Raw genomic sequence first — 18,280 nt, 5'->3', positions numbered from 1 at the left:
CTTGATTTGAGCTACAGGCGCGGCGGCTAGGCGGTGATGAACTTCAAGATGTCAGCATTGACGATGTCGGCATGCGTCGTGCAGAGCCCGTGCGGCAGACCGTCATAGATCTTCAGCACACTGTGCTTGAGGAGCTTGGCCGAGAGCGGCGCAGAATCCGCGACAGGCACGATCTGATCATCGCTTCCGTGCAGAACCAGAGTGGGAACCGTGATGTTCTTCAGGTCGTCGCTGAAATCGGTCTCGGAGAATGCCTTGATGCATTCGTAATGGGCTTTGGCGCTGCCCATCATGCCTTGACGCCACCAGTTCCAGATCACCGCCTGCAACGGCTTGGCGCCCGGTCGGTTGTAGCCATAGAAAGGGCCGCTTGCGAATTCCAAATAGAACTGGGATCGACTTGCCGCGAGCTGTTGCCGCAAACCATCGAACACCTCGATCGGCAGACCGCCGGGGTTGGCTTTTGTCTTTGCCATCAATGGCGGCACCGCACCGATCAGCACCAGCCTGGCAACACGACCGTGGCCGAACCGCGCGACATAGCGCGTCGCCTCACCGCCGCCAGTTGAATGGCCGATATGAATGGCATTGCGAAGGTCGAGATGGGAAGCGAGCGCCGCGACGTCGGCCGCGTAGTGATCCATGTCCTGACCGTCGATAGCCTGACTGGAACGGCCATGGCCGCGACGATCGTGGGCGATCACGCGATAACCCTTGCTCAGAAAAAAGAGCATCTGGGTCTCCCAGTCGTCGGACGACAGCGGCCAGCCATGATGAAACACGATTGGTTGTGCGGTTTTTGCGCCCCAGTCCCGATAGAAGATCTGCGCGCCATCATCTGTCATGATCGAAGACGTCAGATCCGCCGTGTCCGTCGTGTGAGAAAGCATGCCGTTTTCCTTTCCTGCCGCCGCGGAGGAGCGGACGGTCATCGATGTCGCATAGAGCAGCGTGGTGGCGAGCAGCTTCCGCCGCGAAAATCTTGCAAGACGGCTGATCGAGCTCTTCCAGGTCATTCGTTCGTCTCCGTTTGAGTGAGAGCAGGCAGAAGCACGCAGTGCATGAATGCCCCGAACATGATGCGGTCTGCAGCGCGGCGGTATCGTTCTGTGGATCAGCGCGGCTGGCGCTACGAATAGTTTGACCTGTTCTTCGGGATAGGTTCGGCAGCGCCATGCCGGGCCCTAAACCCTTCGCTATCTCAAGGACGCAACCTATGCCGAGGTATTGCCGATCCTATTCGCCGGCCCAATCGATCATGGATGCGACCCGGCATAGCGTCGCTAGCGCCGCGAGCTGCGCGGCGATCAACAGGAGATAGACATGAGCCCAGATGTTGCCTCGCGCCCGGCTCGATCGGAGCCGGAAGAGCTGGTCCCGTCGCGCTACGCAGTAAAGATCGGCGAGATTGAGGTGCTGGTGATCAGCGATGGAGTACTACCGCTCCCCACCACCATGTTAGGCCACAATGCCGACCCTAAAGACCGTGCTGCCTGGATGCACCACATGTTCCTGCCGCCTGACGCCTTCGATTGGGCGCTCAATGCAGTCGTAGTGCGCAGCGGCGGCAAGACCATCCTCATCGACGCAGGCTTGGGATCAGACCCTGATTTGAACCTGCCGCGGGCCGGACAGCTGATCAAACGAGTGGAGAGCGCCGGCATCGATCTCGCGTCGGTCACCGACATTGTGCTGACGCACATGCATATGGATCACATTGGTGGCCTGCTCGTCCCTGGCATCAAGGATCGACTTCCCCCCAACGTACAGATCCACGTGGCCGCAGCCGAGGTCAAATTCTGGGATGCCCCGGATTTCTCCCGCACGGCCATGCCGCCGGGCTTCCCGGATGCACTGCGGGCAACTGCGAAGCGGTTCGCTAAGGAGTATCACAACCAGCTACGGCAATTTGACGAGGAACACGAGGTTGCTCCGGGTGTGATCGTCCGCCGTACCGGCGGCCATACGCCGGGACACAGCATCGTCCGCGTGGCTTCTGGCAAAGACGCTCTCACCTTCGCCGGCGACGCCGTGTTTACAGTCGGATTCGATCACCCCGACTGGTTCAATGGCTTCGAACACGATCCCGAAGAGGCAGCCCGCGTTCGCACGCGCTTGCTAAAAGAAATAGCAGCCACCGAGGAATTGCTGGTGGCCACGCACATGCCATTTCCGTCTGTCGGACGCGTGGCGATCGACGGGAATGTCTTTCGATGGGTCCCGGTGTACTGGGACTTCTGACGGCTGGATAACCGACATCCGCACGACGGCGGCCGGCCTGAACAAGGCCGGCCCGAACAAGGCCTAGGTCCTGCCATGCTTGGCGATGATCATCTATCGACGCTCATCTTGCTCAACTCCCTCGGCATTGTCGGCATCTGCGTCTGGCATCTACAGGGTCGTGACCGGCCAACAAGCCGCCTGATCATGCAGATCCTGTTCTTCGCCAGCATGAGTCTTGTGCTCTTCATGGCAGGAATTCCTCCGAACCGGGCCGATGATATCCATAGTCAGGGCTTTACCGTACTGCTCGCAAAGCAAGCGGGAATTCTATGGTGGACCCACCTTGCTTGGACAGTGATCGGCTTCATCCACATCTATGTGAGGCTGAACCACAAACCGCGCGAAGCCCATCTGATCCAGGACATGGCCGTTGCGGTAATCTATCTCGGCGCAACGCTCTCGATCATACGCTTTGTGTTCGGAATGCCGCTCGGCACCTTGGTAACGACCTCGGGCGTCGTCGCGGTCATTTTCGGCCTCGCGTTGCAGAGCACGCTCGGAGACGTCTTCTCCGGCATCGCGCTGACACTCGGCAGAGCCTATATGCTCGGCGACTGGATTCGATTGAGCGACGGCACGGAAGGCCGTGTCACCGAGACTAACTGGCGCTCCACGAATCTCCTGACCGGCGCCAACAATATTGTCGTGTTGCCGAACAGTATTCTCGCGCGGCAGGGCGTGACAAATCTCAGCCGTCCCGACGAAACTCACCTGATCACGCTAAGCGTCCGCGTCGCAGCAACGCAAAGTCCGGGAGTTGTCGAGGGCGTCCTGCGATCCGTACTCGAAGCGAGCACACGCATCGTCAGAACATCTCCACCGGTCGTCGCCCTGAAGAACATCGACGCTATCGCGATCGAGGCAGAGCTGTTGTTCCGCGTCGACAGTTTGAGCATTGGAATGGCAGCAAAGAACGAGATTGTCGACCTGATCTACTGTCAATGCAGACTGAACGGTCTTTCGCTGGCAATGCCGCCCGGAATAATCCTTCCTCAGGCAGATGTTAGATGACTTATCCCTACCACAAAGAGCGACGCGGTTATGAGGTCGACCACATTGGCACCCCGCCGCCCCTTGCCGTAAGGTTTATGGTCATGCCGGCCCGCTTCTGGTTGATCAGCGCGTCCGTATCGATAGCGTCAGCCACCGCCTAATGTACGCTTTGCGCAAAATAGCCGACGCCATCGACGGTCGGTGCACCGCTGTCAGGCCTTCCGCAATGGTCTTACGTTCGCGCGCGAGCAGCGATCCATCAGGCCTGCCTTGAAATTCGCTACAATGTCAGCGGCGGCGATTAGCGACGTCCGGCCTCGGCATCTTTGATGTACAAGTCGCAGAAATCCTTGACGGTCTGGGCGTGTCTTTTTTGCTTTTTATCTGCGGCCGGATCATATCCGGCGACAACGCTGCCAAGTATTCGCCTCGCCTCTTTTCTTGCTGTCTCTGGCGTCCAGGGTGCGCCATGTCTGCCTATCGTGTGGAATCGCTGTCGATTTTCGGTCGCGCGATAAATGACAACGTAACTGATAGCCATCACTTCTGCCGCCGTGCGCCGAAGCCTGAGACTTCGCGATCCCAGATTACGCTTTCCGGATCGAGTCCCTCAATTTCCCTGACGCCAATTCGCCGCCATGATACCCTCGCCTAGCCAGCAAATGGCTAGCGGGAGCACTAGTCGTCATTATGGTTGTGCGTATTCCGCGAAATCCCTGCATGGGATGAAGCATCAGCCCGAGCACCATATCAGCTTTCAGCGACCTCCGGCCGGCTGATCGGAGGATCGTTCGGGCATGCGTTAGAGGCGGACATTTTCGGAACGCCACTTGTAACCGCGCGCGCCTCAGGGAGAGGCTTTACTTTATATGTCGTTCGATGCGGGCTGCGATCCGTTACGATCGTACTTGCCTTCCTGGGTTCTTGCGCCGGATCAGAAGTCGGCCGGCTTCTGCATCTTCGATATACAAATCGAACAGATCTTTGATGCTCTGAGCGCGCTCCCTTTTGCTTCGAGTGTCCCCGCCGCTGGCGGCACCGAATCTTGACGCGTCAAGACCTTCGGTCTGCAGCGCGCAACGTCTCATCGATCACATAGTCGACCATCGCCTCCTGCAGATGATATTTGCGAACATGGTCACGCAGATCCAGTGCCATCTGGCGCAGACGCGGCTTGTCGCTTAGTCCGCGCTCGATTGCGGATGACAGACTGCCGGGGGTTACGTCGTACAGCAGGACATGCTCGTGTTCTCGAACGGGCGCGTGACGTTCGACCGTCGGATAGTTGAGAACCGGCACGGTCAGACATTGCGCCGCCTCGGCGGTCCGATAGCACTCCCAGCTATAGCCCGACGGTGACCACGCCAGCCACGCGCTCGAAAGCCGCCGCAGGAATTCGTCATGCGGTAGCCTCTCAGACGGAATATCGATCTTGAGCCCCTTGTTTCTCAACGCCTCGAGTTCTGAGAGGCCGACACGGCGCACCCACGAATTTTCGGCGACTTCGCCGACGAAAAAAACATCAGACGTCTTTTCCGGATGTTCGCCCTCGGTATCGATCCTCGCCGCAGGAAGCGAAATGGGGCGGATCTTCGCCAGACGTTCGTTCCAGCGCCGGTTGCGCCGTATGCGCCGCGTCGGCAGTGCCGGATGGGCCGAGTGGCAGAGGATGTGCCACCGATCGACGGGGAGTTCGCGCTTAAAGGCCGCGGTGGCCTTGTCGAGCAGAAAGAAGTTATGCGAGCCGACGATGAAAGCGTCGTTCATATCCAGAACGGCGATCGGCACGGAAAGCTTCACGAATCTTAACCAGGAGACGCCGAACACTCTTGTCATCGCGGAGAGCGGGCGGAGCGGTTGCCGAAAGAAGGCGCGCAGCCAATAGCGCGGATGCCACGCCGGGCGTAGCGGCATATAGACGATGATCAGGTCGTATTTCCCGCGTCGTGCCTCATGCATCGCCTTGATGAATCGCCAGGGCGTACAGTCGGCGAAGCCTCTGGCCGCTCGCCCGCGAGGGATCGGACGTTCCCCCGTCCAAAGCACATCGGTCCCTTCAGGATAGACGTCCTTGCAGTAGTGCCAGGAGCCCAGTTCGAGAATTCTCGGTCTCGTCCTATTTGGGTTTTCAGCAGCCGCGCTCACCAATGGGATTCCTTCAGACGAGGCCAGTTCACAGGAGTTGCAATAGAGCCGTAACCGCCATCAACGATTGATGCGCGACACGACATGAATGCAACAAAAAACCGCGTCTGACGAGAGCGAAGAAGGCGCAACATACTCCGCTTGCAAGCGTTTTGACGAACTGACCTCAAGGCACCTTTGCCTCCCCCAAAAACGCGCCTGCGATCGGATCGCCATTCATCCGCTTGCTGCGCCGGGCTTCGGCGCATCGGTGCGCAAGATGACAGTCCGCACAGCCGGAGTTGGCGACAGGTGCCGCACCGTATCGCAATGCGCGTGCCGAACACGTCCGAAAGAATCCCCGGGAATCACGGGGGCGGTGCACAAGCCAGTTAACGTCGAGCGGGTGCCAAAGGCGGGGTGCGCGCCGCCGTCAACTCCATCCACCTCAACTGCATTCTTGACAGAACGCCGTCGACAAGACGTGTCAATTTGAACGGATCTGGTTGATAATTCGCAGCGACGCCTCAGTCGCCAGCGCCTTGTGGCTCGGGCGGCTCCTCATCAGGAGCATCAACGAGCGCCTTCTCCCGGGCAAGACTTCGCTCTTCCTGTACCCTAATATTGTGCATCAGAGCTGTCAGGCGACGGCCCGTGATGGGCTGACCACCCCCCTGGGTAACGCCCTGCGCAGCAAGACCCGCAGCAATTTCGGTCCACGTCGCGCCGTCTTCACGGTGCATCCGCTCCAGTTCCCGAAGGTTCTTTCTAATAATTTCGGTCGCGCCGGATTTGATCTTGCCGATCGGCGAATCCTGCCGCTCGGCTTTCAACAATTTCACGTAATCGCGCAGGCTTTTGAGATCGATATCCATGGCCATGGCAATAGTGTCGGTTTCTTAAAACGCCACTTCATCAACTGATGAATAGCCCCTATCGATCTATTATCAAGACTTACGGCATTTAACTCAATGCGCAGGTTTACCGATTCGATCTGATAGACTTTGGAGCGAGACAGCCCGACTCATCTACATTTTTACGAATCAAATTCAGTATCGTTTGGCTCAGCTTTGATTTGATTGCCTCGCATTGTCTCAATTATGCAGGCGTGGTTTGCGATACTTTCGTCAGTCGCCTTTGCGGTGCCGCCGCGAGCGATACGAGACAAGTCAAAGACCACACGAATACCACACAAATAACTACACGACGCTCATGCGCGCTTGTGCACTGCATGCGACGTTGGTGACATGCCGCCTCGGCAGTCGACCAACTACCATAATCGGTCAAACGATCGCTCCTCGTGCAACATGTGCTCGAGCTTCAACTGCTCGGCAGTCCACACAGGCGCAGCGACGGCCTCGCGCAAGCTTCGCCTGCTACGCCACTCCCACGATTTGATTGCCACTGCAGACAGTCATGACCAATGCAAAGATCAGCATGACGATGTCCAAGACAACGCCGGATTCACGGTCAAACGCTGTGGAAAACCGCGGCCTCTTTCGCGAACAACTGCCAAACTCACATCGCACAGCGGGACCTCATGTCGCAGCAGCTGCTGCAATCGACGAGCTCCTGGCCAGCGAGGCGCGGGCAAACCTGCAGCGCGCCCGGGCATCGACGCGCGAAGAACCAGTCAAAGCGAAGGCTCGCATCACCGTGCCACCAGCCCGCATTGTCGCGAGGCCATTACAATCACCTGCATGGCGAGCTCCCTTTTTCTCTCTGGCCATAGTCGTCGGCATATCGACACTCGTTTCTGCCGGCGCGATTGCCTATCTGTTGCTGCGGCCGATCACCTCCTCAACCGTATCTGACGCGGATATTCGCAGCCTTCGCGATTCCGTCGCGCAACTGCGACGGCAAGTTGCAGACGTGACCGGTGATGTGGCTAGCAGCCGCGCTGCTGCTGAAGCTGCGCGTACCCAGGCTGCCGAACAGGCAAGTCGCGCGCAGGATCGCTCTGAACGCGAACAGGCGGCTCTGGCTGCAAAATTTGCACGCATTGCCGACGAGAAAACACAAGCGATACAGGCCGCCACAACGCTTGCGAATAATCCCGATATCACCGGCACCGTGCAGTCCCAGACGCAACGGCCGGCAAGTACGTCACGTGAAGTTATTCCCGGCTGGCACCTGCGCCGCGCCTATGACGGGGTCGCCGTGCTTGAAGGAAAAGCCGGCGTGATTGAGGTCGTGCCGGGGCAGGATGTCCCTGCCCTCGGGCGGATCCAGGAAATCAAGAACGAAAACAACCGCTGGCAGGTTCTGACCAGTAGAGGCGTCATTCTCTCAGGTCGCTGAACCCTCGACAGACTGATGCTAACGGCCACGCACAGGCAGGACGCTCGTGACACGCTGGATAACTATTGAGGACGACGCCGACAAGATCGGCAGCTTTGGATTCGCATCGCGCAATCCGATTGCCCCATACGGCGCACTCCTGAGAGTGGGCGCCTGCATTGATCGATCCGAGCAGACATCTCGCCCGCGTCATCGCATGTTGCTACCCAGCTCATGACGAACCAACTCTCTCTTCATACATCTGCGCACAATAATCGATGCGTTTCACCGTGTGGTACTTCACTGGTTCCGTATGGCGACGTCGGAACGACGTTTGCGATGGCAGGCCGCAGGATAGTGCGACGCGAGAAAGATCCGATGATCGCGTCGCCTCGCATGAATTATCCACTTGTTAGTTCGCTTCAACTGCATGGTTTGCAAGCACGACTCTTTGCAAATTTGTGCAGCTCGATTACTTGATGTTGCGGTATCATCTTGATGATCAGTACGCCGATTCGTGTGTGTGACAATTCGGGCAAGTTCAACCGATCAAAGCGCCAAGTATCGACGACACGGCACGCGATCAGCCACTTCCCGATTTTGACATTCACGCAGCCTCGGTTCTGCCACCGGCCGTGCACGACCATGAGATGTCATGTTGTGTTCACATCGCGAGAGGGAGCTCTCTGGAACTACGGATGAATGCAAGCCAGAGAACGTGAGCTGACCGCATCACAGCACTGGGTATCCCGCAAAAGCGACCGGGCCCCCATTGCAAGTCAGCGCATCGCGCGAAAGCCCATCCATCCGCTTCAGTAACTGTTGTGTTGCGTCTTCAAGACCAAAATGGGGCGAGTGCGCCTAATTCGACCCCATAACGATATCAAGGCGAACACGCAGGGGATTAAAATGTTTGTTGTAATCGATGACCGAGAGGGCGTCACACAAGGCTATGCGGCCGGGTTTGATCGCGAAGGGGTTGTATCGATTGGCTTCACTTCCACAGACTTTCGCGATTGGCTGGAATGTGCCGTTGGTAACGATTTGACTGCCATTCGGGCATTTCTGCTCGGCGATTGTCCAGACCGGACGAGCATCCCGTCCAGTATCCGCAACAGGTCACGGGCGCCTATCATTGCGCTCAACAGCCTGAAGCATCTCAAGCAGACCATTGAATTGTTCGAAGCCGGTGTCGATGACGTCGTCCATGCTCCCGTTCATGTCCGTGAGATCATGGCACGAACGGCCGTCATTCGCCGCCGCACCATCGATCAGCATGAGCCCGCGCAGACAAGCGTGATCCGCGTATTTCTCGATGGTCGCGACCCCGAAGTCGCCGGCCGGACATTAATTTTGCCGCGGCGCGAACTGCGCATTCTCGAACACCTGGTCGAGCATCAGGGCAAGTGGCTGACGAAGACGCAACTCTTCAATGCCATCTATGGTCTATTCGATGCTAGCTTCGATGAGAATGTCATCGAAAGCCACGTAAGCAAGCTGCGCAAGAAGCTACGCGACCATCTTGGCTTCGATCCTGTCGAATCGAAGCGTTACATGGGCTACCGGCTGGACGATCTGAAGTCCCGCCCCGCTAACGAGGCGCCTGTTTCAAAGGCGAACTAAGGCTCGCGCCTTACGCGAAAGAGGACGCCGATCACGGCGTTGGCGTCCACCGCCTCCTCGAAGCGCTGTGCAAGACACAGAACTTCTCGCGTAACACGAAGTACCACACATCCACCACGCCAGATCATCGAGTATCACCGTACCACATCGATGACCACTCGCTGTAGTCTCAGCGGCGGATCTGATCCTTCGACACATAGTTGAAATCCTGCACCAGGACCTCCTGCAGCGCGTCCGTCTGCAGACGCTTGTTGACCTGCGCACGCACCGTCTGTGCGAATTGCGTGAGGTCGTAACGGCCGAGATTCTTGAAATCGAGCTTCTGGTCGCCATAGATCGTGCGGAAGGCTTCATCGACGACGAAGGGCTCCGGCGGCACCGGAAGCCGGCGCAGGACCTGGGCATCGGCGGTGAAGACGATCTGGGTGACGATATAGCCCTGGACGCTCCCGTCAGCGATCATCGGCACATTGAGCACCTTGGTTTTTTCATAAACCAGCCCTTCGGGCTGATCCTGCTTGGCGGGCAATGCTGCGGCGGTCTCCTTCCAGTAGGAGATCCCGAAGCTGGTGCCCACAGTGACGAGACAGGCCCAAATACCTGTGATGAGCAGTTTCATCATTTGCGCCTGCCTGCGATCATCAACGAGTAGGTACCGTCCGATTCAACCTCCTGGATCGACCGTGCGATAATTGCCGACACTTCACGCACCGCATCCAGATGGATCTGCAGCGCGGCCTGATTGCGGACCAGGCTGGCGCGCAACTGTGTGAGTTGCGGCGTGATCCGCGGATCGCTCTTGACGTCCTGCATCAGCCGCATCGCGCGGGTCAATTCAAGCAAACCCCGATTCTTGCGCTGGCTGAAGGCGTCGAATTCCACCATGACGCGGGCTTCGAGCTTCTCCGTCTCTTCGTCAATGGTCGCCTTCAACCGATCGATCGCGGTCAGCGTGCTGCTTTGGGTACCGAGCCATTGGCCGTGCACCTCGTCCCCCTCGTCAAAGGCGAGAGCCGTCTGCGCAGGCGATTCAGGAAAGTCGGTTTCAGGCAAGGTCAGAGCCTGCGCTTCGACGGGGATAACGGAGGTCTGCTGTTCGATCTGTTCCATGTCGATCTCTACTGTCATGGCCGAAATCGGCCGTTAGCTTTCTGAAGCGGGTCCCGATGTCGGGCGCGATTTGGCCAGTTGCTTGGCGATGCCGACGCCATTGCCCTTGGCCATTTCATTTCCGATCTGCTCGGCCAGCATCGAGCGCCAGACATTGCCGGCGGTACCCTTGCCGAACACATCCTCGGCATCCTTCGGCAGCATCGTTTCCACGAACATCTGCAGCACGAAGGCTTCAAACTTGCGGTAGACCGGATTGCTTCCTTCCGCTTTCCGGATGATCGGCGTCGCTGCGACCTCCCCGCCGCTGATGGGGGCCGGCGTCGCGCCCTGGGCCGTCTGCCCCGCGGCGAACTCGTCCGCGATCGCTGATGCGAAATTCGCGTTGCCTGCAGGCGCCATGCGCTCCAGCCTGGTTGCCGCCACGCGCTGGGCGGCCGGATCGGCCGCTTTCATGACGTCCGCGATCAGATCGTTCGATACCGCGGCGACAGTCATGTTACGCCCTGCGTAGTTGTGAGAGCTTCCATCGGCCTATCCTCCCTCGATCGAGCGCCGCACGGCTTTGTCGACTTCATCTTCCAGAACCCGCTTTTCATCGGCCCGAACCGTGCGTCCGACCGCCGACTTCACCATCTTCAGCGCATGTTTCAGCTTGCGGCCTTCATCGCGCGCATGCGCTGCAAGCCGTTCCTTGGTCTTGGCCACGACGCCCTGTTCGATGCTCGCGGCGCGCAGACTCTGGCTAGCCGTCTGCACAGCCAGGTCCGGAAGCTTGCTCTCATCGTTGAACCCTTCGAGAATGAGGCGCTGTTTCTCTTCGAGCTGATTTTCACGCGCCTGGCATTCCATCAGCTGCCACTCGGCAATCCTGTGCAACCTGGCCTGCACGGCGGCGATACGGCGGATCTTGCGGTCGCGCTTCTGCATTGCTGGTCACCCGGACAGCCAGGACGCAAAGGCGATGCTGAATTGCAGCACCATTTCGCGGCCCGTGAGATAGAGCAGCAGCAGGCCGCCAGTGAGTACAAAGGGAATCGAGATAAAGTAGACGGGAATGCTAGGCGTCAGTTTATTCGCAAGACCGACCGCGAAGTTGACAATGACCGCATAGATGACGAAGGGACTGGCCACCCGGAGCGCCAGCGTGAAGGCCTGGGAGAGGTGATCGACAAGTTGCGTCAGTCCACCCTCAGCGCTGATCCCGGTTGCCGGCAGCCAGATCTGGTAGGATCCGACCAGGCCACGCAACAGTTCCCAATGCTGATCGGTCAGAAAGAAAACAACGGTGGCGGTCAATGTGATCAGCGGAACCAGCGCCGGCACATGCTCACCATCGTCGGCAACACCGGGGAGGGTCAGACCGATCCCCGAAGCGACGAATGTAGCCATTGTCTCCAGAGCAGCGAAGAACACGCGAGCGGTGAGCCCGATCACGAGGCCGACCATGAGCTCGGACATGATCAGGCGGATGAGGTCCGACGCAGTCGCCGCTTCCACCGCCGGCCGGACCATGGCCTCGAGCAAGGGTGCCAGCATCAAGGTGACGCTGATGGCGAGAAACAGCCGCACCTGCATCGGGATATTCACGCGGGAATAGCCGGGTGCCACCATCATGCAGATCCCGATGCGACAGAAAATCAGGAACGTCGCCAGGACGGAGACCGAGCTGCTCGCGATCAAGACACAGCTCCGAGCGACATCACCTCGGCGCCGCGCGCAATCTCCACATGCGACAGCACCGGGAGCGCGGGGAACATGCGTTCGGTGATCATCCGCACATAGGGGCGGACATCAGGTGGTGCGACCAGCACCGCGGTATCGCCATTTGCGGCTGCCTTGCGGACCGCCACAGACACGTCGTCCGCGAATTGCTCGACCAGCCGGGGATCGGCATCAAATTCCACGATCTCGCCCTTGGCGTCGCGCTTAATGCTCTGATGGAAGACAAGATCCCAGCGATTGCCGAGACGAAGCACCTTAAGCACGCCGTTATCTGCAAAATCACCGCAAATCTGCTGCGCAATGCGCATCCGCACATGCTCGGCCACATGTTCGGAGCGACGGACATGGGGCGCAATCTCGGCAATCGCTTCCAGAATGAGGTGCAGATTGCGGATGGAGATGCGTTCGGCGAGCAGCAGCTTGAACACCGCCTGCAGGCCGGAATAGGAGATCTGCGACGGGACCATATCCTCGATGAGCCGCTTGTATTCGGGATCGAGCCGATCCAGCAGCGCGCGGGTATCCTTATAGGTGAGGAGCTGGGCCAGATTGTTGCGGACGACCTCGCTGAGATGCGTGAGCAGCACGGAGATATTGTCAGCGATCTTGAAGCCATCCTGCTTGACCTCATCGATAAATGTCTCGGGAACCCACATCGCCTTCATGCCGAAAGCGGGTTCGATTGTCTCGTCGCCGGGCACATCCGGCTTCCGATCGCCGTCAAACAGCACCAGGGCTTCCCCGATGCGCAATTCGTGATGAGCCACGACCGTGCCGTAGATCTTGATGCGATATGATTTCGGGCCGATCGACAGATCGTCGGTCAGCTTGATTTCGGGAACGACAAAGCCGTATTGGGCGGCGAAACGCCGCCGAACCTTGGCAACACGATGCGCAAGTTCGCCATGGGCATTGAGCATCTGGATCGCAAGCTGACTGCCGACGCAGAGCTCGACATCGGAGGTCTTGAGCAATTCCTTGACGGAATCCTTGTTCTCGATCTGCGCTTTTTCCTGAACCTGCGCGATACGTGCCTGTTCCAACTTGGCGCGTGCCGCCTGCTGACGTGGCAGCGAGAAGCTCATGAAGGCCATCGCACTACCCAACAGCGCAAACGGCAGAAACGGCAGGCCGGGGAGCAAGCCGAGTGCAAACATCATCATTGCAGCCACCGACTGGGCACGCGGATATTTTCCGAGCTGCTTCAGCACCATCTGCTCGGCAGAGCCGCGGGTACCGCCCTTGGAGACGAGCAGGCCGGCCGAGAGAGACACGATCAGCGCCGGGATCTGCGACACCAGACCGTCGCCGACCGACAGCTTGGTGAAGACGTCAGCGGCTCGTGACAGCTCCATGCCATGATGAGTGACACCGATGATGATGCCGCCAAAGATATTGATGGCGGTGATGATCAGGCCAGCAATAGCGTCGCCGCGCACGAATTTCGAGGCGCCGTCCATGGCGCCGAAGAACGAACTCTCCTCCTCCAGCTCGTGGCGCCGACGCTGCGCTTCCTTGTCGTCGATCAGACCCGCTGACAGGTCGGCGTCGATCGCCATCTGCTTGCCGGGAATGGCGTCGAGCGAAAAGCGAGCACCGACTTCGGCGATACGTGTTGCACCCTTGGTGATCACAACGAAATTCACGGTAACGAGAATTGCAAAGATGATCAGGCCGATGACGAAATCGCCGCCCATCACGAATTTGGCGAAGCCGGCGACGACATAGCCGGCGGCATGTTCTCCCTCACCGCCATGCGACAGGATCACACGTGTGGTCGCTACGTTGAGCGCCAGGCGCAGAATGGTCGCGATCAGCAGCACGGTGGGAAATGCCGAGAAATCCAGCGGCCGCTGGATCCACAGCGACACCATCAGGATCAGCGCGGACAACGCGATGGAGAAGGCCAGGCCGAGGTCGATCAGGATCGTCGGAACCGGCAGCACCAGCATCACCAGAATGGTGACGATGCCGAATGCGAAGGCGACGTCTGTGCCGGCCCGCCGTTCGGCCGGCAGGGCTGAAATCGTTACGTCGGCCATGGCAGTTCTCGCGCGAATATCATATCCGCACCTTGCAGCGCCGACCTTGCGTGAAGATGGTGCATGCGACGGCGGCTAGAAGCCGCGCTCGATCCGGCCGTAAAGCACTTCGGTGAAGGCAAAGATGTGGGCTCCCATGAAGGAGCCGGTGACAGCGACCACAATCAACATCACCACGATCTTGGGGATGAAGGTCAGCGTCATTTCCTGCACCTGGGTCAGCGCCTGCAGGAGGGCAATGACAATGCCGACGAACATCGCGGCGCCGACTGCCGGGCCGGCGGCAACGATGATGGTCCAGATCGCTTGTTGGGCGATATCGAGGGCGTCGCGCTCGTTCATGGTTCAGCTGATCGTGATGCCGGGTCCAAGGGAAACCTTGACTCCGTTCTCGAGCGTCGCGACCGCGCCACCCTTGATGATATAGACTTCCTTGATCTTGCCGGTCGTGCTCGTGCCGGATTCGTCCGTGAATGACGCAGTACGGCCGATCAGCCCTTCCGCCTGGGACATCGCGCTGGTCGACAACAGCGTATCGAGTTTTGCATTGGTCTGAACCGCCTGCTCGACTGACGACAGCTGTGCAAGCTGGCTCATATACTGGGTCGAATCGGTCGGATTGGTGGGATCCTGATTGCGCATCTGCGCGATCAGAAGCTGGAGGAACCCGTTGTAGTCGATCATGTTGGCCGACTGCGACGACGTGCCCGACGTCCCGTTGGTCGCGGATTTCGCGGTATCTACGCCGTTGACGATCATCTCGCTCTCCTTGAATTCAGGCCACAACCGGCAGCAGCATGTCGGCGCTGCCCAGGATCGCCTGTTCGATCTCGAACAGGACCCGGATTTTCCGTAACGCCTCATAATAACGCTTTGCCTCGACCAGCTCGTCGATCGCATCGAGACCTTGCAGCAATTCCTTGTTGTCGGCGGCCGCGTAAATCGCGCAACGCTGATGCCCGAAGACCGCACGCGCCTGTTCGATATCGCCCGGACTCATCAACATCAGCTGCACAACGAAATAGAGCTGCCGGAGCGGTGTTGTCGCGTCGGCGACCTGCATGACCTGACTTTCCAGCAGGAATGTCACGTCGTTGATCAGCTCCAGCGTCACCTTGCGGTCGACCCGCAAAACTGCGCCGTTAATATAAATTTTCTCGCCTGATCGCAGCGATATGCACATCGGCTTCTTCATGCCAGCGAATCCCGGATGACGATATTGATGGCGACGAGATCGCTCACGTCCGACAGCTGCTCCTCCCGGAGGCGCTCGGCTTCCTTGACGACCCAGAGGCCAATCGAGATCAGCTGCGCTCGCAACTGTTCCGGTAGACCGTTTCGCGGACTCGACAGATCTTCTATGAAGAACGTCCAGAGGTTGCGAATATAGAGGAGAGCGTCTGCTTCTTCGGTTGAAGCAAGCGCACCGCTCTGGATCTTCTGAAGGAGTGCAATGCCGTGGTTGAGTGCTTGTTGTTCCCTGGATCGCGCCTCGCGGCCGCTATCCTCGATTTCCGTGTCGTAACCTGCCAGCGTCATTTCAATCGACAATCTGTTGCTTCATGGATCAGCCCGCCAATCAGAGATAATTGAGGATGCTGAGCCGCTGGATTTGCGCCGTTAACGCATGCGACATCTCCAGCTGGTTCTTCAGGCTCGTGACCCGCACCGATGCTTCCTCGGGGTCCACAATTTCCATCGCATTGACCTGCCTGTTGACGATATCGACCTGGACCTTGAGACGGCTGGTTGCATTTGTCGTCTGCTCCTGTGCGGTACCCAGACGCGCACCGACGCTGGCCAGGTCAGAGATCGAGTCAGCGACCATCAGCAGCGCTTTATCGGTGACCGCCTGAAAAGTACCCTGGTTGAGGCTCTGAAGATCGAGCCCACTGAGCATCGTGTAAGCCATCGCCAGTTTTCGGAACGCCTTGTCATTGGCACTGACCGATGAATCCACGGTTTGTGTCGTGGAAATACGACTGCGCATGACCTGATCGGATGCTGAAGACCAGTTTGTTCCCCAGGCCGGATCGTCGAATTCGGTCGCAAACGCATTGTTGAGGAAGCTCTCCATGGCGGCGGGTGTGATGCTCTCGGAGCCCACCGCTCCCGGCGCGAAACCAAAAGTGGCGGTGAATGCTGCATCGATCGCCGTCTTGCTGGGCGAGCCGGCCTCGTATGACGTCATTGGCTCCTGCCCGGTATTGATGCCGCCGAAGAGATACTGCCCGTCCATTGCGACATTGAGCGTCGTGAGGAGTGATTGGAGATTCGATGCCGCGGGCTGAGCAATGATGCCGCCGCCATTTGCCGAATTGCGCGCCGCCAGAAGATCCTTCTGGAAGGATTGCGCAGTGTCGATCAGCTGGGAGATGCGCTCCTGTGCGACGTCGAGGCGGGCGCCCACGAGCGCATTGGTATCGACGAGTTTCCCCATATCGAGGAGCTCTGCCCGCAGCGTGACGTCGCGGCCGGCGAGTGCCCCAAGGCCCTCCCCGACATCGGCCAGCCTGCCGGTCGTCGCTTCCTTGATCGCTTTCGACATTGCCACCTGGCTCTTCGAAGCGGAGATGCGCAGGGTGGTTGAGATCGAGTTCGACGAGATGAAGTTTGTTGCCATATCGATTACCCCACCGCCATCAGAAGTTGTTTCAGCATGTCGTCGATCGTCGAAATTAGCTTCGACGATGCTGAGAAGGTACGCTCGACCTGCAACATGAAGGACATTTCATCATCCATATTGACGCCATTGACGTTCGACAGCGCGTCGGCGCTGCGCTCCAGAAGTGTCTGGCTATAGGTGGCTTCGTCGCCCACGCTCTTACGCTGCGATTCCAGCCAACTCACCGAGGAGCCGGCAAAGTCGACCAGGCTGCCGCTGGGTTTGCCGAGAGCAGCCGGATCGTAGGTTCTGGATGCTGCCATGCCATCAACGAGACCCTGAATGCGGGCGAAGAAACCTGCTTCGCCTCCGGCATTGTAGACGTAGTTGGCGCCGTTCATGCCGCCGTCGCGAATCAGGCTCGGATTACCTCCCAACGCCTGATCGACCAGATCGGTCACCTTGATCGTGCCGGCGAGACCGACATTGATCGCGCCCGTGGTCGGCATCCCGGGTCCACCGGCATAAGTGAAGAGGCCGGTTTGATCCGGCCCGCCGGCACCGGCCTGATCCTTTTCGGCAAAGACCTCGATCACGCCGCGCGCGATTTCGTCAAGCTGGTTCTGGTATGTCACCATCTTGTCGTCGCGAAGCGTTGCCAGGCCAGCGAGCTTGCCCGAGCTGATCGGCATGATCGCATTAGCGCCGGTGACGGGCACGCCGTCGATAACAACAGCGTTCCCCGTTGTGCCGGCCGTGTAGGAATGTGTCGGATCGAAGGTTACGGAGCGAGCGGTACGTTCGAACAACGTGACCCCGGAATCCGTATAGACAACCATGTCATTGTTCGCGCGGGTGGCAAACGTGATGCCGACCTCCTGGGACAGCTTCGACAGAATATTGTCGCGTGTATCAAGGTAGTCGGTGACGTCGGAGCCGGAGATCGTTCCCTTGATGATCGCCGTATTGACTGTCTCGAACTGGGCTAGCAGCTGATTGATATTGTTAACCGAAGTCGCCATCTCAGCATCGGCATCGGCCCGAGTTGTTTGTACAGTATTGGTCGCATCGTTCAGCGCTGTGGCGACGCCCTTTGCCGCGGTCACAGCAGTCTGTGCAAAGGTGACATTGTTCGGCGCCGAGGCATACTGCTGCAGGGCGCTTTTCAGCTTGGCGAGCTGTGCCGCGGCCGATTGATCAAGCTCGGGATCGTCGATCGTGACCGCCGCAACTTTTTGCAGGCCGTTGTAGAGAGCATCCTGCTGCGCCGAGGTTGAGACGGCCTTGACCACATTGTTGAACAAGCCGGCGCTGGCGGCCCGCTGAATGCCGCTGACATAGACGCCGCTGCCCGGCTGGGAAACGATCAGGGCATTCTTGCGCGAGTAACCGTCCTGGTGCAGGCCGGCCACATTGCGCGAGATGACGGAAGACTGCACGCCCGACGCCATGAGCGACGAGCGGGCCGAACTAAGTGCGACCGTAAGTGACATTG

20 protein-coding genes are annotated in these 18,280 nt (G+C 58.8%); 4 read left to right on the top strand and 16 right to left on the bottom strand.

Annotated features, from left to right (window positions below):
- Positions 1-26: 26 nt before the first annotated feature.
- A complete protein-coding gene (locus AC1RLZ_RS10220) occupies positions 27-890 on the bottom strand; it encodes an alpha/beta fold hydrolase (RefSeq protein WP_493188688.1) in 864 nt (287 codons plus the stop codon).
- A 433-nt stretch (positions 891-1,323) separates the two neighbouring features.
- On the opposite strand from AC1RLZ_RS10220, the gene AC1RLZ_RS10215 reads away from it, so the two are divergent.
- Positions 1,324-2,241, top strand: coding sequence for an MBL fold metallo-hydrolase (locus tag AC1RLZ_RS10215; RefSeq protein ID WP_493188549.1), 918 nt, complete (start codon positions 1,324-1,326; stop codon positions 2,239-2,241).
- A gap of 75 nt (positions 2,242-2,316) precedes the next feature.
- Positions 2,317-3,294 (top strand): mechanosensitive ion channel family protein, encoded by a 978-nt coding sequence (locus AC1RLZ_RS10210; RefSeq protein WP_493188548.1) that lies wholly within the window; start codon positions 2,317-2,319, stop codon positions 3,292-3,294.
- A 283-nt stretch (positions 3,295-3,577) separates the two neighbouring features.
- On the opposite strand, the gene AC1RLZ_RS10205 is transcribed toward AC1RLZ_RS10210, so the two are convergent.
- The 3 genes from AC1RLZ_RS10205 to AC1RLZ_RS10195 all read right to left on the bottom strand — a co-directional run bounded on the left by AC1RLZ_RS10205 (position 3,578) and on the right by AC1RLZ_RS10195 (position 6,281).
- Positions 3,578-3,862, bottom strand: a complete 285-nt coding sequence (locus AC1RLZ_RS10205) for an integrase arm-type DNA-binding domain-containing protein (protein WP_493188687.1) — start codon at positions 3,860-3,862, stop codon at positions 3,578-3,580.
- 467 nt (positions 3,863-4,329) lie between these two features.
- Positions 4,330-5,235: a glycosyltransferase family 1 protein gene (locus AC1RLZ_RS10200; RefSeq protein ID WP_493188547.1), complete on the bottom strand. Its 906-nt coding sequence runs from the start codon at positions 5,233-5,235 to the stop codon at positions 4,330-4,332.
- A 692-nt stretch (positions 5,236-5,927) separates the two neighbouring features.
- A complete protein-coding gene (locus tag AC1RLZ_RS10195; protein WP_493188546.1) occupies positions 5,928-6,281 on the bottom strand; it encodes a hypothetical protein in 354 nt (117 codons plus the stop codon).
- Between the two features lie 535 nt (positions 6,282-6,816).
- Here AC1RLZ_RS10195 and AC1RLZ_RS10190 point away from each other — a divergent pair.
- On the top strand, positions 6,817-7,701 hold the full coding sequence (locus tag AC1RLZ_RS10190; RefSeq protein ID WP_493188545.1) for a hypothetical protein: 885 nt from the start codon (positions 6,817-6,819) through the stop codon (positions 7,699-7,701).
- An 888-nt stretch (positions 7,702-8,589) separates the two neighbouring features.
- Entirely contained in the window at positions 8,590-9,303 is a 714-nt protein-coding gene (locus AC1RLZ_RS10185) for a response regulator transcription factor (protein ID WP_493188544.1), read from the top strand.
- A 169-nt stretch (positions 9,304-9,472) separates the two neighbouring features.
- Here the strand turns inward: AC1RLZ_RS10185 and AC1RLZ_RS10180 are convergent, their stop codons facing one another.
- The 12 genes from AC1RLZ_RS10180 to flgK all read right to left on the bottom strand — a co-directional run bounded on the left by AC1RLZ_RS10180 (position 9,473) and on the right by flgK (position 18,278).
- Positions 9,473-9,922, bottom strand: coding sequence for a hypothetical protein (locus AC1RLZ_RS10180; protein ID WP_493188543.1), 450 nt, complete (start codon positions 9,920-9,922; stop codon positions 9,473-9,475).
- The gene (locus AC1RLZ_RS10175; RefSeq protein ID WP_493188542.1) at positions 9,922-10,413 is read right to left on the bottom strand and encodes a hypothetical protein; all 492 of its coding nucleotides are present in this window, start codon (positions 10,411-10,413) and stop codon (positions 9,922-9,924) included. Before AC1RLZ_RS10175 ends, AC1RLZ_RS10180 begins: the two co-directional genes overlap by 1 nt.
- A 33-nt stretch (positions 10,414-10,446) precedes the next feature.
- Complete coding sequence (locus AC1RLZ_RS10170; protein ID WP_493188541.1) at positions 10,447-10,911, bottom strand: rod-binding protein; 465 nt, start codon at positions 10,909-10,911, stop codon at positions 10,447-10,449.
- Positions 10,912-10,947: 36 nt separating this feature from the next.
- Positions 10,948-11,343, bottom strand: coding sequence for a hypothetical protein (locus AC1RLZ_RS10165; RefSeq protein WP_493188540.1), 396 nt, complete (start codon positions 11,341-11,343; stop codon positions 10,948-10,950).
- Between the two features lie 6 nt (positions 11,344-11,349).
- Positions 11,350-12,096 carry a flagellar biosynthesis protein FliR gene (fliR, locus tag AC1RLZ_RS10160; RefSeq protein WP_493188539.1) on the bottom strand — a complete coding sequence of 249 codons (747 nt, stop codon included), beginning with the start codon at positions 12,094-12,096 and terminating at the stop codon, positions 11,350-11,352.
- Positions 12,093-14,180, bottom strand: a complete 2,088-nt coding sequence (flhA, locus tag AC1RLZ_RS10155; protein ID WP_493188538.1) for a flagellar biosynthesis protein FlhA — start codon at positions 14,178-14,180, stop codon at positions 12,093-12,095. The genes fliR and flhA overlap by 4 nt, the downstream gene beginning before the upstream one ends.
- A 75-nt stretch (positions 14,181-14,255) precedes the next feature.
- Positions 14,256-14,522 (bottom strand): flagellar biosynthesis protein FliQ, encoded by a 267-nt coding sequence (gene fliQ / locus AC1RLZ_RS10150; RefSeq protein WP_068729862.1) that lies wholly within the window; start codon positions 14,520-14,522, stop codon positions 14,256-14,258.
- 3 nt (positions 14,523-14,525) lie between these two features.
- Complete coding sequence (gene flgD / locus AC1RLZ_RS10145) at positions 14,526-14,939, bottom strand: flagellar hook assembly protein FlgD (protein ID WP_371420305.1); 414 nt, start codon at positions 14,937-14,939, stop codon at positions 14,526-14,528.
- 16 nt (positions 14,940-14,955) lie between these two features.
- The gene (gene flbT, locus AC1RLZ_RS10140) at positions 14,956-15,363 is read right to left on the bottom strand and encodes a flagellar biosynthesis repressor FlbT (RefSeq protein ID WP_371420414.1); all 408 of its coding nucleotides are present in this window, start codon (positions 15,361-15,363) and stop codon (positions 14,956-14,958) included.
- Between the two features lie 8 nt (positions 15,364-15,371).
- Positions 15,372-15,731, bottom strand: a complete 360-nt coding sequence (flaF, locus tag AC1RLZ_RS10135) for a flagellar biosynthesis regulator FlaF (protein WP_493188537.1) — start codon at positions 15,729-15,731, stop codon at positions 15,372-15,374.
- Positions 15,732-15,759: 28 nt separating this feature from the next.
- On the bottom strand, positions 15,760-16,803 hold the full coding sequence (locus tag AC1RLZ_RS10130) for a flagellar hook-associated family protein (protein ID WP_493188536.1): 1,044 nt from the start codon (positions 16,801-16,803) through the stop codon (positions 15,760-15,762).
- A 5-nt stretch (positions 16,804-16,808) separates the two neighbouring features.
- The gene (gene flgK / locus AC1RLZ_RS10125; protein WP_493188535.1) at positions 16,809-18,278 is read right to left on the bottom strand and encodes a flagellar hook-associated protein FlgK; all 1,470 of its coding nucleotides are present in this window, start codon (positions 18,276-18,278) and stop codon (positions 16,809-16,811) included.
- Between the last annotated feature and the right edge of the window lie 2 nt (positions 18,279-18,280).

Source organism: Tardiphaga sp. GW822-FHT04G09 (assembly GCF_058800725.1).
The sequence above is the reverse complement of the archived record's forward strand: the minus strand, read 5'-3'. Positions and strand labels throughout refer to the sequence as shown.

Excerpts from the sequence above, each read along its gene's own strand:
- AC1RLZ_RS10175 (WP_493188542.1), bottom strand. The coding sequence starts at position 10,413 with ATGGAACAGATCGAACAGCAGACCTCCGTTATCCCCGTCGAAGCGCAG.
- flgD (WP_371420305.1), bottom strand. The coding sequence starts at position 14,939 with ATGATCGTCAACGGCGTAGATACCGCGAAATCCGCGACCAACGGGACG.
- AC1RLZ_RS10220 (WP_493188688.1), bottom strand. The coding sequence starts at position 890 with ATGCTTTCTCACACGACGGACACGGCGGATCTGACGTCTTCGATCATG.
- AC1RLZ_RS10165 (WP_493188540.1), bottom strand. The coding sequence starts at position 11,343 with ATGCAGAAGCGCGACCGCAAGATCCGCCGTATCGCCGCCGTGCAGGCC.
- AC1RLZ_RS10170 (WP_493188541.1), bottom strand. The coding sequence starts at position 10,911 with ATGACTGTCGCCGCGGTATCGAACGATCTGATCGCGGACGTCATGAAA.
- AC1RLZ_RS10180 (WP_493188543.1), bottom strand. The coding sequence starts at position 9,922 with ATGAAACTGCTCATCACAGGTATTTGGGCCTGTCTCGTCACTGTGGGC.
- AC1RLZ_RS10215 (WP_493188549.1), top strand. The coding sequence starts at position 1,324 with ATGAGCCCAGATGTTGCCTCGCGCCCGGCTCGATCGGAGCCGGAAGAG.
- AC1RLZ_RS10185 (WP_493188544.1), top strand. The coding sequence starts at position 8,590 with ATGTTTGTTGTAATCGATGACCGAGAGGGCGTCACACAAGGCTATGCG.
- AC1RLZ_RS10190 (WP_493188545.1), top strand. The coding sequence starts at position 6,817 with ATGACCAATGCAAAGATCAGCATGACGATGTCCAAGACAACGCCGGAT.
- flbT (WP_371420414.1), bottom strand. The coding sequence starts at position 15,363 with ATGTGCATATCGCTGCGATCAGGCGAGAAAATTTATATTAACGGCGCA.
- flhA (WP_493188538.1), bottom strand. The coding sequence starts at position 14,180 with ATGGCCGACGTAACGATTTCAGCCCTGCCGGCCGAACGGCGGGCCGGC.
- fliQ (WP_068729862.1), bottom strand. The coding sequence starts at position 14,522 with ATGAACGAGCGCGACGCCCTCGATATCGCCCAACAAGCGATCTGGACC.
- AC1RLZ_RS10200 (WP_493188547.1), bottom strand. The coding sequence starts at position 5,235 with ATGCATGAGGCACGACGCGGGAAATACGACCTGATCATCGTCTATATG.
- AC1RLZ_RS10195 (WP_493188546.1), bottom strand. The coding sequence starts at position 6,281 with ATGGCCATGGATATCGATCTCAAAAGCCTGCGCGATTACGTGAAATTG.
- flgK (WP_493188535.1), bottom strand. The coding sequence starts at position 18,278 with ATGTCACTTACGGTCGCACTTAGTTCGGCCCGCTCGTCGCTCATGGCG.
- AC1RLZ_RS10210 (WP_493188548.1), top strand. The coding sequence starts at position 2,317 with ATGCTTGGCGATGATCATCTATCGACGCTCATCTTGCTCAACTCCCTC.
- AC1RLZ_RS10130 (WP_493188536.1), bottom strand. The coding sequence starts at position 16,803 with ATGGCAACAAACTTCATCTCGTCGAACTCGATCTCAACCACCCTGCGC.